This is a genomic window from Acuticoccus kalidii (assembly GCF_021556395.1).
In the GTDB taxonomy this organism is placed as follows: Bacteria; Pseudomonadota; Alphaproteobacteria; order Rhizobiales; family Amorphaceae; genus Acuticoccus; species Acuticoccus kalidii.
Genome location: NZ_JAKGCS010000015.1, coordinates 174,242 through 187,686, shown reverse-complemented (window position 1 = coordinate 187,686; position 13,445 = coordinate 174,242). Strand labels below are relative to the sequence as shown.

The 13,445-nt window shown below is 67.0% G+C and carries 12 protein-coding genes; 1 reads left to right on the top strand and 11 read right to left on the bottom strand.

Going from position 1 to position 13,445, the window contains the following annotated elements; translation table 11 throughout:
- Positions 1 to 44: 44 nt before the first annotated feature.
- The 8 genes from L1787_RS08875 to L1787_RS08840 form a co-directional block, all read right to left on the bottom strand.
- Positions 45 to 890, bottom strand: coding sequence for an ABC transporter permease (locus L1787_RS08875; RefSeq protein ID WP_235708435.1), 846 nt, complete (start codon positions 888 to 890; stop codon positions 45 to 47).
- Positions 887 to 1,858: an ABC transporter permease gene (locus L1787_RS08870; protein ID WP_439648267.1), complete on the bottom strand. Its 972-nt coding sequence runs from the start codon at positions 1,856 to 1,858 to the stop codon at positions 887 to 889. The genes L1787_RS08875 and L1787_RS08870 overlap by 4 nt, the downstream gene beginning before the upstream one ends.
- On the bottom strand, positions 1,855 to 3,138 hold the full coding sequence (locus tag L1787_RS08865) for an ABC transporter substrate-binding protein (protein ID WP_235708433.1): 1,284 nt from the start codon (positions 3,136 to 3,138) through the stop codon (positions 1,855 to 1,857). Before L1787_RS08865 ends, L1787_RS08870 begins: the two co-directional genes overlap by 4 nt.
- Before the next feature lie 27 nt (positions 3,139 to 3,165).
- Positions 3,166 to 4,152: an ABC transporter ATP-binding protein gene (locus L1787_RS08860; RefSeq protein WP_235708432.1), complete on the bottom strand. Its 987-nt coding sequence runs from the start codon at positions 4,150 to 4,152 to the stop codon at positions 3,166 to 3,168.
- 136 nt (positions 4,153 to 4,288) lie between these two features.
- Positions 4,289 to 5,386: a DUF1513 domain-containing protein gene (locus L1787_RS08855; protein WP_235708430.1), complete on the bottom strand. Its 1,098-nt coding sequence runs from the start codon at positions 5,384 to 5,386 to the stop codon at positions 4,289 to 4,291.
- Positions 5,386 to 6,474, bottom strand: coding sequence for an imelysin family protein (locus L1787_RS08850; protein WP_235708428.1), 1,089 nt, complete (start codon positions 6,472 to 6,474; stop codon positions 5,386 to 5,388). Before L1787_RS08850 ends, L1787_RS08855 begins: the two co-directional genes overlap by 1 nt.
- Entirely contained in the window at positions 6,471 to 8,003 is a 1,533-nt protein-coding gene (locus L1787_RS08845) for a di-heme oxidoreductase family protein (protein ID WP_439648273.1), read from the bottom strand. The genes L1787_RS08850 and L1787_RS08845 overlap by 4 nt, the downstream gene beginning before the upstream one ends.
- Positions 8,004 to 8,465: 462 nt before the next feature.
- Positions 8,466 to 9,728: an imelysin family protein gene (locus L1787_RS08840; RefSeq protein WP_235708427.1), complete on the bottom strand. Its 1,263-nt coding sequence runs from the start codon at positions 9,726 to 9,728 to the stop codon at positions 8,466 to 8,468.
- Between the two features lie 258 nt (positions 9,729 to 9,986).
- Between L1787_RS08840 and L1787_RS08835 the strand changes: the two genes are divergently transcribed.
- Positions 9,987 to 10,805 carry an MBL fold metallo-hydrolase gene (locus tag L1787_RS08835; RefSeq protein ID WP_235708424.1) on the top strand — a complete coding sequence of 273 codons (819 nt, stop codon included), beginning with the start codon at positions 9,987 to 9,989 and terminating at the stop codon, positions 10,803 to 10,805.
- Positions 10,806 to 10,808: 3 nt separating this feature from the next.
- Here L1787_RS08835 and L1787_RS08830 read toward each other — a convergent pair whose 3' ends face one another.
- The 3 genes from L1787_RS08830 to L1787_RS08820 form a co-directional block, all read right to left on the bottom strand.
- On the bottom strand, positions 10,809 to 11,972 hold the full coding sequence (locus L1787_RS08830) for an MFS transporter (protein WP_235708421.1): 1,164 nt from the start codon (positions 11,970 to 11,972) through the stop codon (positions 10,809 to 10,811).
- Positions 11,973 to 12,457: 485 nt separating this feature from the next.
- A complete protein-coding gene (locus L1787_RS08825; RefSeq protein ID WP_235708420.1) occupies positions 12,458 to 12,685 on the bottom strand; it encodes a DUF2093 domain-containing protein in 228 nt (75 codons plus the stop codon).
- Positions 12,682 to 13,425, bottom strand: coding sequence for an aldolase (locus L1787_RS08820; protein ID WP_235708419.1), 744 nt, complete (start codon positions 13,423 to 13,425; stop codon positions 12,682 to 12,684). Before L1787_RS08820 ends, L1787_RS08825 begins: the two co-directional genes overlap by 4 nt.
- Positions 13,426 to 13,445: the final 20 nt, after the last annotated feature.

Genomic DNA, 13,445 nt, shown 5'->3' with positions numbered 1-13,445 from the left:
TCAACGTCCACGGCACGCGCGGCGATCGGACCGACGACGGCGGTTCAGTGACGGACACGCCGGCGGCGGAGGAGCGTGATCAGCCCGAGGCAGGTGCCGATCGCGAGCACCGAGACCGCGGTCGTCACCGTTCCGAGCGCGTAGATCGCCGGGGTGGTCACGGTCTGCGTGAGGCCGCGCAGTTCGAGCGGCAGCGTGTTGCGCCCGCCGATCGCCTGGCTCGTCCGGGCGATCTCGTCCCATGACAAAGTGAAGCCGAAGAGGGCGATGCCGATGAGGGACGGCGCGATGATCGGCAGGATCACGAGCCACAAGGTCTGCCCCGGCGACGCGCCGAGATCGCGCGCCGCCTCCTCATAGCGCCGGTCGAACCGATTGAAGGCGGCGAGGAGGATGAGGAGCCCGAACGGCAGCGTCCAGGTGAGATGCGCGCCGAGCGCCGAGGTGAAGAGGCCCGATGACGTCTCGTGGCTCGTGATGACGGTTCGGATCTCGTCGTCCATCAGGCGGAATTCGAGGCCGATGCCGAGCGAGACCACGATCGAGGGCATGATGAGGCTCGCGATCACCGTGTAAAAGAGGAGCGTCGCGCCGCGGAAGCCGATCCGATAAGCGAGCGCCGCCGGCACGCAGATCGCGAGCGTCAACGCCGACACGATGACGCCGAGCCGTAGCGACCGCCCGAACGCAGCCCAGATGTCGACGACGCCGACCCCCTTCCAGAGCTCGGCGAACCAATGCGTCGAGAACCCGCGCATCGGGAAGGTGAGGCCGCCCTCCGGTCCTTGAAAGGAGAGCGTCACGATGGCGATCATCGGCCCGTAGAGAAACAGCGTGAACAGCGCGAACACCGTCGCGAGGATCCAGAAGCGGCGGCCGCGTTCGTTCATAGTTCACGCCTCACGTCGACGAGCCGTGTCATGCCCCAGATGATGACGAGGACGGCGCCGAGCAGCACCACGGCGTTCGCCGCGGCGATCGGGATCTGCAGGAAGTTGAGCTGCGTCTGGATCACCTTGCCGACCGAGGCGATTTGCTGCCCGCCCATCACGCCGATGGTCAGGAAATCGCCCATCACGATGGTGACGACGAAGATCGAGCCGATCACGATGCCGGGGCGGCAGAGCGGCGCGATGACGAGGAGGGCGATGGTGAGCGTGCCGGCACCGGCGTCGCGCGCGGCCTCGATGATCTCTTTGTCGATCCGCAGCATGGAGTTCACGATCGGGACCATCATGAACATCGTGTAGAGGTGCACGAAGGCGAGGATCACCGAAAAATCGGAATAAAGGAGCCACTCGATCGGCTCCGAGGTGAGGCCGAGACCCATCAGCGTGTCGTTGATGAGCCCGTTGCGGCCGAGCAGCGGAATCCACGCGATCATGCGGATCACGTTGGAGGTCCAGAACGGGATGGTGCAGATCAGGAACAGGACGATCTGGGTCGAGACGGTCTTGATCTCGAAGACGATGAACCAGGCGAGCACGAAGCCGAGGATCAGCGTGATCGCCCACACGATCAGGCAGAATTTCAGCGTCGAGAGGTAGGTTGCGAAGGTGACGCACAGATCCGGCAGACGCGCGACGCAGCCATAAAAGACGTCGTAATAATTGACCGTCGTGAAGGCGGGCTCGATCGAATATTGGGTGTAGTTCCAGAACGAGACGATCAGCGTGAGGATCAACGGCCCCACGAAGAAGATCAGCATCACGATCGCGAGCGGCGCGATTAGCGCATAGGGCGAGTTGAGGATCGAGCGGGGCGCGATCCCGTGCGTCGCCGCGGCCTCGTGGCCGGGGGCGACGACCTCTTCGGAGGGAGGGGTGAGCGGGCCGGGCGCCCGCTCGATGCTCGTCATGCCGCGACGAACTCGTTCCACTTGCGGATCATGTAGACGTTCTCGTCCATCACCGCGTTCCAGCACGAGATCGCGCCCATCCGGTCGGCATAGGAGCCGCCGTCACGCACTTCGCCGGCCTTTGCGAGGAGCTGGCCGGACGGGGACATGATGTCCTGCGCGGCCGGTTGGCCCTCCATCCAATAGGCCCACTCGTAGGGCTCCATGTTCTCCTGCGCCGTTTCGAGCACGGCGGAGTAGTAGCCTTGGCGGTTGAGGAACGCGCCGGCCCAGCCGGAGAGGAACCAGTTGATGAAGTCGTAGGCCGCATCGAGCTTGCGCCCGTCGACGGTGCGGGGAAGGCCGAACCCGGCGGCCCAGGCGCGATAGCCTTCCTTCAACGGCTGATAGACGCAGTCGATCCCTTGAGTCTTAACCGCCGTCACCGCGGGCGACCACATCGACTGGATGACGACCTCGCCCGAGGCCATCAGGTTGACGCTCTCGTTGAAATCCTGCCACAGGGCGCGGAACTGGCCGTTCCGCTTCGCCTCGATCAAGGTGTCGATCGTGAGGTCGATCTCCTCGCGGGTCATGTTGCCCTTGTCGGCGTATTGGTGCTTGCCCATCGCCTCGACGACGAGAGCGGCGTCCATGATCCCGATCGACGGAATGTTGAGGATCGAGGTCTTGCCCTTGAATTCGGGGTTGAGGAGCTCGGCCCAGCTCTCGATCGGACGGCCGATGAGATCGGGCCGGATGCCGAGCGTATCGGCGTTGTAGACCGTCGGGATCAGCGTCATGTACTGGGTCGGCTCGTCCGCGAAGGTCTTCGCGTTCTCCGACGGCATCCAGATCACCTTCTTCGGCGCGGTGCCCTGATCGCCGACCACCTTGCCGTCGATCTCGCCCTTCGTGAACAAGGGGGTGATCTTGTCCGACAGCGTAATGCGGCTCGTGTCCATGCCGAGAAGGTTGCCCGTCGGCACGACATTCTTCAGCGACATATATTCGATGTCGATGAGGTCGAACGTGTTCGGCTGCGTCACTGCGCGCTTGACGACATCGTCGGTGGTGACGGGGATGTATTCGATCGTGATGCCGAGGTCTTCCTTCACCTTGGCGGCGATCTCGGCGGATTGGTTCACCGCGGTTCCGAGATAGCGCAGCGTCACGGGCTCTTGCGCGTGGACCGCCGGCGCGAAGAGTTGCGTCGAGGCGGCCGTCGCCGCGACGCCGGCCGTGCCTTCCAGGAAGCGGCGACGAGTGAGCGCGGCGGTCTTCTTGGTCTTATCGGGCATCGTGGGCTCCTCTTTATGGGGTTCGGCTCAGGCCGCGGTGCGGCTGAAAGGGGTCGCGTCCTCGTCGCGCCATTGGGCGCCGACGACATCGCCGGGGGCGACGGGACGCGCGACGATCGCGGCTTCCGGCACGATCGCCGAAAGGTCCGTCTCGCCGCCATCGAGGCGCACGAGAACGAAATGTCCCTGGTATTCGACGGAGGCGACGGTCGCCTTGATGCGCCCGTCCTCCGGCGCCGTGAGGCTGATCCGGTCGGAGCGGAGGCTGTATTCTCGGCCACCCACTGCCAAAATATTGTGCGCGCCGATGAAGCGGGCGACGAACGGGGTCGCCGGCTCGTCGAAGACTTCGCGCGGGGTGCCGATCTGCTCGATCCGCCCCGCATTCATGAGGACGACCATGTCGGACAGCGCGAGCGCTTCGTCCTGGCTGTGCGTCACATGGATGAAGGTGATGTTGAGATCCTTCTGAAGCCGCTTCAACTCCGTGCGCATCCTGAGACGCAGCGTCGGATCGAGGGCGGACAAGGGCTCGTCGAGGAGCAGGATCTGCGGATCGGTGACGAGCGCGCGGGCGAGGGCGACGCGCTGTTGCTGGCCGCCGGACAGCTCGGCCGGCTTGCGGTTCGCGTATTGCGTCATCTCGACGAGGGCGAGGCGCTCCATCGCCTCCTCCCGCCGCTTGGCCTTCGGCACGTTGCGCACGCGAAGGGCGAAGGCGACATTGTCGACGACGCTCATGTGCGGAAACAGCGCGTAGGACTGGAACATCATCGCGGTGCCGCGCTGGGCGGGCGGCAACAGCGTGACGTTGCGGTCACCGAGGATGATGTCGCCGCCGCTCGCCGTTTCGTGGCCGGCGATCATGCGCAGCGTCGTCGTCTTCCCGCAGCCGGAGGGGCCGAGAAGGCAACAATAGGAGCCCGCTGGAATTTTGAGATCGATTCCGGTGACGGCGACCGTGTCGCCATAACGCTTCGATACGTCGACGAGTTCGAGATTGGCTCCGCGCACGACACTCCCCCGCAATCTTCGCGCAGAAGGTGCAATCGCTATGCCAATCTAGCGAAAGACGAGGCGGGCGGATGGGGTTTTCGTCACGTGGGGGAGGGCCGGCGCGCGAAACGCCGGCCGCGATGAGCGGCGCCGCTCAGGCCGGGCGAATGCGGCGCAGGTGATTGTCCCAATGTACGTTTGCGTGCGCGGGCTCCGCCTCCGCCGTCAGGATATCGCCGGTGCCGGCGGAGAAGGCGAAGGCGTCATGATCGGCGGTGGCGCCTGCGACATCGGCGACATCGGCGGCGCGCAGGAAGGAAAGGCTCTTCGCGTCCCAAACCATGATCTGCCCGCCACGCGGGCTCGTCGCCGCTACGATGTCCCCATCGCGGCTCGCGGCGATCGAGCCGACATAGTGGTTCATCCGCGCATAGACGAGATCGGGCGCCGCGACGAGCGCGATGCCTTCGCCGCGCCTATAGCGGCCGACGACCGGAATCTGATCGGTCTTCGGCCCTTCATATTGGCAACCGAACCAGATCGTGTGCGCGTCGGATTGGGCGAGGTGGCGGATCGAGAGGCGGTGCTGGTTTTGCGGCAGCGTCGCCTCCTCGATGAGGTCGCCGGTCTCGATGTCGACGAGGGCGAGGCTCGGCGCCATCGTCGCAAGGTTGAGCTTGTGGCGCGGAAAGTCCGGGTGGGTGAGGATCCCGCCATTGGCGACGGCGATGGTGCGCCCGTCGGACAGGAGCATCGCCTCGTGCGGGCCGATCCCGCGCGAGGCGAACTCGCCGATCCGCCGATAGCCGTCGGTCGCGTCGTAGATGCCGAGAATGCCGCGCTCGCCGTCGAAGTCGTTTTCCGTCGCGATGAGGAGCTTGCCGTCGCTGGAGTAGAAGCCGTGCCCGGCGAAACGGCGGTTCTCGGGCGGGGCGAAGGAGGTCGCCTTGCGCCGGTTCAGGATGTCGAGCACCAGCGCGAAGCGGCCGGGACGGCGGGCGAAGAAGACGGCGGTCGAGCCGTCCGGGGCGACCGTCGCGTCATGGCCGCGCCCGTCGAGCTCTTCGGTGAAGAGAATGCGGCCGGACGCGTCGAGGACGGCGGCGGCGAAATCGCCGCCCGCACGCTGGCAGGCGGCGACGAAGGCGGGTGCGGCCTCCGCCATGGCGCGGCCCGGAAGGAGCGGGATCGACAGGATCCCGGATGCGCCGGCACCGGCGCCGATGAGGAGGGAGCGACGGGAGAGTTGCATCAGTCACCATCCATCGAATTGAAGCCGACGATGAGGCCCAGCGCCCCCGGAATCCGCTGGCCGAGGAATGTCTGCGCCGAGCGCATCGGGCTGCGGGCATATGTGAGGCGGCGATGGGCGTCCGGGTCCTCGGCGAGTTCCGTCCAGGGGCGCGGATCGATGAGGAGAGGGCCGAACGCGCGGTCGACCTGGGCGAACTCGAAGAGGATCGAATCGGCGAGATTATAGTCGTCGCCGAGAAGCGTGCGCAGCGGCTCGATCACGAGCGCGCGGACCCCCTCGACATTCGCCGCATAGGACGGAAGTGTGAGGCCCGATCGCCAGAAGGGCGCGCTCTTGGCGTTGCCGTCGCCCGGCTCATCGCCGATCACCGCGCCGATCTTGATGTCGCCGAGAAGCTGAAGCTCCTCCGCGCCCGCCTGCACGATGTCTTGAAAGGCCTCGCCGTGCGAACGGTAGACGGGATTGTCCGGCCCCGCCGTCATCATCGTCTCGCGGAAGGAGGTGCGCCAACCGTCCTCGATCGATGCGGCGACACCGGCGATCGCGGTGGCGACCGTCTCGGCATAGCGGCAGCGGAAGCCGGCTTCGTGGGTGAGCGCGTCGCTGTCGGTACCGAAGAGGGCGAACTCGAGCGCCGGAAGGCCCTGCACCGCGACGCTCTTTTGGGTGAGGGTGTCGAGCGAGGTGGCGCTTTCGTCCTCGCTCGCGATCAGGCCCTGGATCTGATGGAGGCCGCGGCTGCGCCGGTCCGGCCAGAAGAACAGCCGCTCATAGCGGTTCTCGTCCCGCGCGGGACCGAAGCGATAGAGCTCGACGCGCGAGAAGGCGAGGACGAGCTCGCCGAAGGCCGTGCGCGCCATGGCGAGCGTTTCGGCGCTCGGCGCGGCACAGAGCGCCGCCGTCGCCGTCTCCGCCTCGTCCGCCGTAACGGTGAAGGCGGCGTGAGCCGGAACGATCACCTCGTCGATCAGCGCTTCGACGGCGGGAGCGAAGGCGACGGGCGTCCGCGCCGTTTCGGTTTGCGCGGTAGCGGGGGCGAGGGAGGCGGCGAGGATGGCAGCGCCTGCGAGGAGAGGGCGGATCATAGCGACTCCAGGAATCGGAGAAGCGCTTTGCGCTCCGTGGGGGACATCGTCACGACGCGGTTTCGCGCCGCCTCCGCCTCGCCGCCATGCCACAGGATCGCTTCGAGGAGATTGCGGGCGCGCCCATCGTGCAAAAAGAAAGTGTGCCCGTTGACCGTCTCGGTGAGGCCGATGCCCCAGAGCGGCGCGGTGCGCCACTCCCGCCCCGTGGCGCTGCCGACGGGGCGGCCGTCCGCGAGCCGGTCGCCCATGTCGTGGAGAAGAAGGTCGGTGTAGGGCCAGATGAGCTGAAAGCGGTGCTCTTCGTTCTCCGCCTCGCGGCTCGTCACATATTTCGGCACATGGCAGCTCGCGCAGCCCGCCTCGTAGAACAGCGCCTTGCCGCGCAGAACGTCGGGATCGTCGACATCGCGCCGCTCGGGAACCGCGAGATTCTTGGAGTAGAAGGTCACGAGGTCGAGGATCGGGTCCGGCGCTTCGACCTCGCCGAGCCGTTCCTGCACCCCGGAAGGCATGTCGCGGCAGACCTGTTGGGCGATCGAGCATTCGCCGAAGGCGTCCGTCACCAGCGGGGTCGAGATACCGATATCGCCGGAAAAGGCCTCCGCTGATTGGACGCGCACCGACGGCGTGGTCGCCTTCCAGCCGAAGCGGCCGAGGGTGAGGACGCCGCTTTCCGGGTCGCGGGCGAGGGAGAGGCGGCCGGAGATGCCGTCGCCGTCGGCGTCGTCCGGGTCGGCGTGGGCGATGATGTCGGCCGGGTGGATCGCTTCGAGAAGGCCGAGGCCGATCATCGGGTTTGCGACCCGCAGCGATGTCATCACGTTGTTCGCCATCGGCCCGTAGCCGAGATTCTCGACGCGGGCCGTCGGTTTGCGCAAGGTCGCGGTCTCCCCGCCGGCGAGCGCGACCTCGATCTCCTCGTAGTCGATGGCGACGGTACCCTCGATGTCGAGCCCCGCGACCGCGTGATCCTGAAGCTGGCCGCCATAAGTGGGCTCGGGAATGCGCGTCGTGGTGAAGGCGGCGAGCGCGGCCTCCTCCTCCGCCGTCGAAGGGGGGACGGAGAGGCGCAGCAGCATCGTGGTGATGCCGTCTTCGTTCGGTCCGGGCGGATGGCCGCGCCCGTCCTTCAGGTGGCAACGTTGACAGGCGCGGGCGTTGTAGAGCGGGCCGAGCCCGTCGGAGGCGGCCGTCGAGGAGGGCGAGGAGACCCAGAGCTTCTTGAAGATGCCGTTGCCGACGAAGAATTGCTCGCGATCGGCGAAGGAGAGATTTTCCGACGGGTGCGAGTAGGCGTTGCCGTCGGGTGTCTTGGTCGAGGTCGCGGCGCCGCCGGATTTCGCCTCGAATCGCTCGGCTTTCGTGAAGTCGGTCGCCGGACGCGTCACCGCCTCGACGCGCGCTTTGTCTTCGGCGGAGAGGTCGTCCCGCGTCGCAGGGGCGGACAGCGTGGTCTCCGGCACGCCCGTCTTCCCCGCGAAGGCGGCGCCGGCGATGGCCGCGAAGGCGAAGGCGGCGAGCGTCACGGTGGCGGCGGGCCAGACGGCGAGACGGTGCGGCGGGCGGCGGCGGGCGTTCGCGGCGAGCGCCGCCGGCGTCGAAGCGTTGCGGGAAGAACTCCCTTTGGTCACGATCCTCAGTCCCAACTCGAATTGCGGTGATGACCGCGAGAATGGCCGCGCTCGGGCGCGAAATCGGCGCTCGGGGCGCGTCCGGTCGGGCGGTCTCTGCCGAACTCCACGGCCGCGCGCCATCGCCTTCGGGCGTCGGGCGGTGCGGCGCCGCCCGGTGGGAGGCCGGAGCGGACCTGCGGCGTCAGCCGGGGCGCCCGATCGCCCGTGCGATAGCAGACAGTTTTGTCGCGGGCACCTCGCATTTGGCGGCGATGCGGGTTTCGGCTTGGGCAAATTGCCCAACGCCGCACGCCTGAGCCGGCGAAAGCCGCGCCGGCGCAAAAAGGGCGGGACCTTCGGCCCCGCCCATCGGGCTTACTGGAAGACCGCGTCCGGGGAATCGAGGCTGTCGGAGCCTTCGATCTCGATGCTGCCGAGGTCGAGCGTGGCGACGACGCGCTCGATGAACGGCGTCTGGTCGATCAGCGCGTCGATCGCGGCCTGGACGACGGCGTTGCCCTCTTCATTGCCCTCGCCGATCATCTGGTCATACGCCTCGATGCTTTCGGCGCGCGCCTTCATCACGGCCATCGCGTCGACCGTGGCATCGAGATGGGCGAGCAGCTCCTCGTTGAGGGCTGCGTCCTTCTCGGCGACGAGGTCGGCGAGCGACGGGCCGGAGACGACCGTTCCGTCGGTCCGGCGATAGTGGCCGGTATAGACGTTGCGGATGCCGACCGCGTCGTAGAAGTGCGAGTTGTGCGTGTTGTCGGAGAAGCAGTCGTGCTCCTCTTCCGGGTCATGGAGGAGGAGGCCGAGCTTCATGCGCTCGCCGGCCTGCTCGCCATAAGAGAGCGAGCCCATCCCGGTCAGGATCGCCGAGAGGCCGGCCTGCGGATCGGCCGTCACCGTCTCGCGCGCTTCACCGCCTTCGTCCCATGCGGCGACGATGTCCTCGAGATCGGCGATCAGCAGCGTCGATGCGGCCTTCAGGTAGGCGCCGCGGCGGTCGCAATTGTCGTTGGTGCAGTTGGCGGTGTCGTAGTCGGTGGCGGGGCGGTTGCCGGCGCCGGCGTCGGTGCCGTTGAGATCCTGGCCCCAGAGGAGGAACTCGATCGCGTGATAGCCGGTCGCGACGTTGGCCTCGACCTCTTCGGCCTCGTGCAGCGTCTCGCCGAGGAGCTCGGGCGTGATGGTCGACGCGTCGACGGTCTCGCCGTTCACGCTGATCTCGGGATTGGCGATCACGTTGACGGTGTAGAGGGCGTTGGAATCCGATTCGGTGCCATAGGTCGCGTCGACATAGTCGATCAGACCTTCGTCGAGCGGCCAGGCGTTCACCTTGCCTTCCCAATCGTCGACATAGGCGTTGCCGAAGCGGTAGGCCTCGGTCTGCTGGTAGGGCACGCGGGCCTGGATCCATGCGGCGCGGGCGGCGAGCAGCGTCGCGTCGGTCGGATTGGCGAGGAGCGAGTCGATCGCGGCGTCGAGCGCCTTCGCAGTCTCCAAGGAATCGCTATAGCCGGCATGGGCGATGTCGGCATAGGTCTTCAGGATGCTTTCCGGCGCGACGGACTGCGCTTCGGCGCTTCCGGCCACGGCGCAGCATGCGACGATGGCGAGTGTCGCAACTCTCATCGGTCTCTCCGATCCACGGTGATTGACAATTTGGCGCACCCTATCGGCAGCGATCGAACGCATCAACCGTGATTTCCTGATAAGATGCTTCGAATACTGGATGTAATCTTTTTAATATTTGAGTAATTCAAGATAGGTTGCAGTTTAGGACTGGAACACTTCCAATCGAACGGCGCGCCCTCGGCGGCGTATGCTTGGATTGACGGGGACCCGCGCCGGACGCAGGCTGCGACGCGCGCACGATCCGGGAGGTGAGGGATGACGGTGTCGATTTGCCGGGCCTGTGGCACGGCCTTTCCGAATGCGCCGGCCCCACCGACAGCCTGTCTCATCTGCGAGGACGATCGTCAGTTCGTCCCCCGCGAGGGGCAGAGTTGGACGACGCCGGAGGCGCTCGCGGCCTCTCACGGCAATGTCTGGCGCCGGCACGCCCCGGGCCTTTACGAAATACGGACGAGCCCAGCGTTCGCGATCGGGCAGCGCGCGTTCCTCATTCGCACCCCATCCGGCAACGTCCTGTGGGACTGCCTCACCCTGCTCGACGCGGCGACGGACGATCTCGTCACGGCGCTCGGCGGCGTGAGCGCGATCGCGGTCTCTCACCCGCATTATTATACCGCGATGGCGGATTGGGCCGAGCGGTTCGGCGCGCCGATCTATCTCCATCGGTCGAACGAGCCGTGGGTGGTGCGCCCGTCGGGCCGCATCGTCTATTTCGAGGAGGAGGCGCTGCCCATCGCGGAGGGCGCGACGTTGATCCGCCTCGGCGGGCATTTTCCGGGCGGTGCGGTGCTGCATTTGGCGGACGATGGCGATGGTGGCGCGCTTTTCAGCGGCGACATCGTCCAGGTTGCGCCGGGCGGCGACCGCGTCTCCTTTCTCTACAGCTATCCGAACATGATGCCGCTCGCCGGGGCGACGGTCGCCCGCATCGCCGATCGCCTCGCCGAATGGCGCTTCGAACGGATCTATGGCGCCTTCGCGAAGCGCGAATGTCTCGCGGACGGCAACGGCGTCGTCGCCCGATCGGCGGCGCGCTATCAGGGGCTCCTGGAGGGCGGTGCGGAGCAGGATTGAGCCTCAGCCGCGCACTTCCGGGGCGGGGCGGATCAGGCAAAGCGCCGCGAAGATCGCGAGAGCCGCCGCGCCGACGCCGAGGAAACCGGCGTTGATCGAGGTCGCGTGCATGACCGGGCCGAGGAGCAGCGGTGTCAAAAACTGGCCGAGAAAGAACACCGTCGCCGACAGCGCCGTGCCGCGCCCCAGAAGCCGCTCGGGGACGAGATCGCCGACGAAGAGCGACAGCGTCGAGAAGCCGAGCCCGTTGCCGGCGCCGAGCGCCATCGTGGCGAGGATCATGACGGGGATCGAGTCCGACAGGCCGAGCGTCAGGTAGGCGGCGGTCCAGCAGGCCGCGGCGATCCGCAGGATGGTGAATTTCGACAGGATGCGGCGCAGGCGGCCATAGAAGAGGCCGGCGAGGCTCATCGCGCCCGCCATCACCGCCATGAAGATCGAGGCGGCGATGGGGGAGGTGATGCCGAGTTCGCCGAGCCGCTGCGGAATGAAGACGGCGATCGAGTAGACGAGGACCGCCATCATCAAGAAGAGCCCATAGACCCCGAGGAGCGACGGCTTGCGCAGCATCGACAGGATGCCGTTGCCACCGAGGCTCGGCGCGAGGACGGGCCGCTTCGGCAAAACGCGCATCGCGATGACGGCGAGCGGCAGGCCGACGAGATAGACGGCGAACGCGGCGTGCCAGCTCACGAGGCTCGCGATGGTGCCGGCGAACAGCGGGAACACGACCCCGCCGGCGCTGGTCGCCGTGGTGCGCCACCCCATGACACGGCCGCGCAACGGGCTTTTCCACATCGTCAGAATCGCGGTGGTCGTGCAGGTGAACACCAGCGCCGCGCCGACGCCGAACACGATCCGGCTCGCGATCAGCGCGGTATAGTCGGTGAGAATCGCGCCGGCCGTGCCGAAAATGCCGTAGATCACGAGGCCGACCACGAGGGGAAGGCGGATCCCGAAGCGGTCGACGGCCGCGCCGGTGATCGGCCCCACGACGGCGATCGCGAGGCCGTGCACCGTCACGATGAGGCCCGCCTCCGTTCCGGTCAGGCCGAGATCGGCGCGCAGGATCTCGATGACGGGCATCACCATCGGCCCGGCCATGACGCCGAGTGTGGATGCGACGAGGAGAAGGATGAGGGCCGAGCGTTGATCGATCGCGAGCATGCGGTGGGGCGAGTCCGGTGCGAGGTGGCTCCGGATCGCCGGCATTATCGGTTCAACGGAGGTCCGGTCGCACGGATGGCTCGCTCGACTTGGCGTCTGACGTCGGTGAAAGAGGTCAGGGCGGGCAGGGCACGGCACCGCAAGGCCGGTGGACAACCCATAGCGTGAAATCGATCGTGATGCACGCGTGCCGCGCCGGGCAGGGGGCAAAAATGCAATCGGCCGCCGCTCGCGGCGTCGATCCACGATGATGCACAATGGTGATGGCTGCGGTGGTCGCCGCCGGCGGGGCCGATCGGCCGCGTGGGGCGGAGGGGGAGACGCCGGCGGCGCGTCGCCTTTGCCTCCGCGATTAGGTGGAGGAGCCGCGCCCCGGGGAAGGGCGCGCCAGTTGGCCGGCGCCTCCGTGGCGGCCGCGTCGGGCCGGGCTTTGGTGGAATCGCGTACGGGCGCCCGTCGAAGGCGGAGGCCCGTATCGCACGGCCTCAGCCCTTCGCCTGATGCGCCTTGAACGCTTCGTAGGCGGCGTTCGCATCGATGTAAGCCTCCTGGGTGTCGACATCCCAATAGCGAAGCTCGGCGAGGGGGATGGGTTTGCCCGTCACCGCGCAGCGCACGAAGGTGCCGGGCGAGGTGACTTGGAAGTCGGCATCGAGGAAGCGCACTTTGGCTTCCCCTCCGGGTCGTCCTGCCATTTCGTGTCGATTCATCATTGGGGTTTCGCCGGTACGGGGTGGAGGCGCTTCAGGACCTCGAAATGCTCTTCCGCCTGGACCTTCATGACCTGGCGCATCTGCCGCGCGGTGTGCTCCACCTGGTCGGCCGACATGATCCGCAGTTTGAGCCCGGTGGATTGCGCCAGGATCTGCTGACGCGCCGCACGCTCCAGATAATAGAGATCGTCGAAGGCTTCCGCCACCGACCCGCCGCACACGGTGACGCCATGATGGGCGAGGAAGAAAACGTCGGCGTGCGTTTCCTGCTTGGCGCTGGTCGCGAGCGCTTCACCTTCGTCCTCGTCGAGCGCGAGGCCGCCGAATTCCTCGATATAGACGAGGCGGTCGTGATAGCGGCACGCGGTCTGGTGGGCCATCTCGAGCCGGCCACCCTCGACCATGGTGAGGGCGGTGCAGTGCGGCATATGGGTGTGGAGGACGGCGGCGTGGCGCGGATTGGCCCGGTGCGCCGCGACGTGGATGAACCGCGCCGTCGCCTCGACCTCGCCGTCACCCTCGATCACCTGGCCGTCGCCATCGATCAGCAGAAGATCCTCGGGCCGCATCTCGGACCAGTGGATGCCGTAGGGGTTGATCAGATAGCGCTCTTCATCGCCCGGAACGACAACCGAGAAGTGGTTGCAGATGCCCTCATTGAGGTCCATGTGCGCGGCCACGCGGAACGCGGTGGCGAGATCGTCGCGAAGGGTGGCGATGGTCGGGGTATCGGTCGTCACGGGTCGGTCCTCTCGGCTGT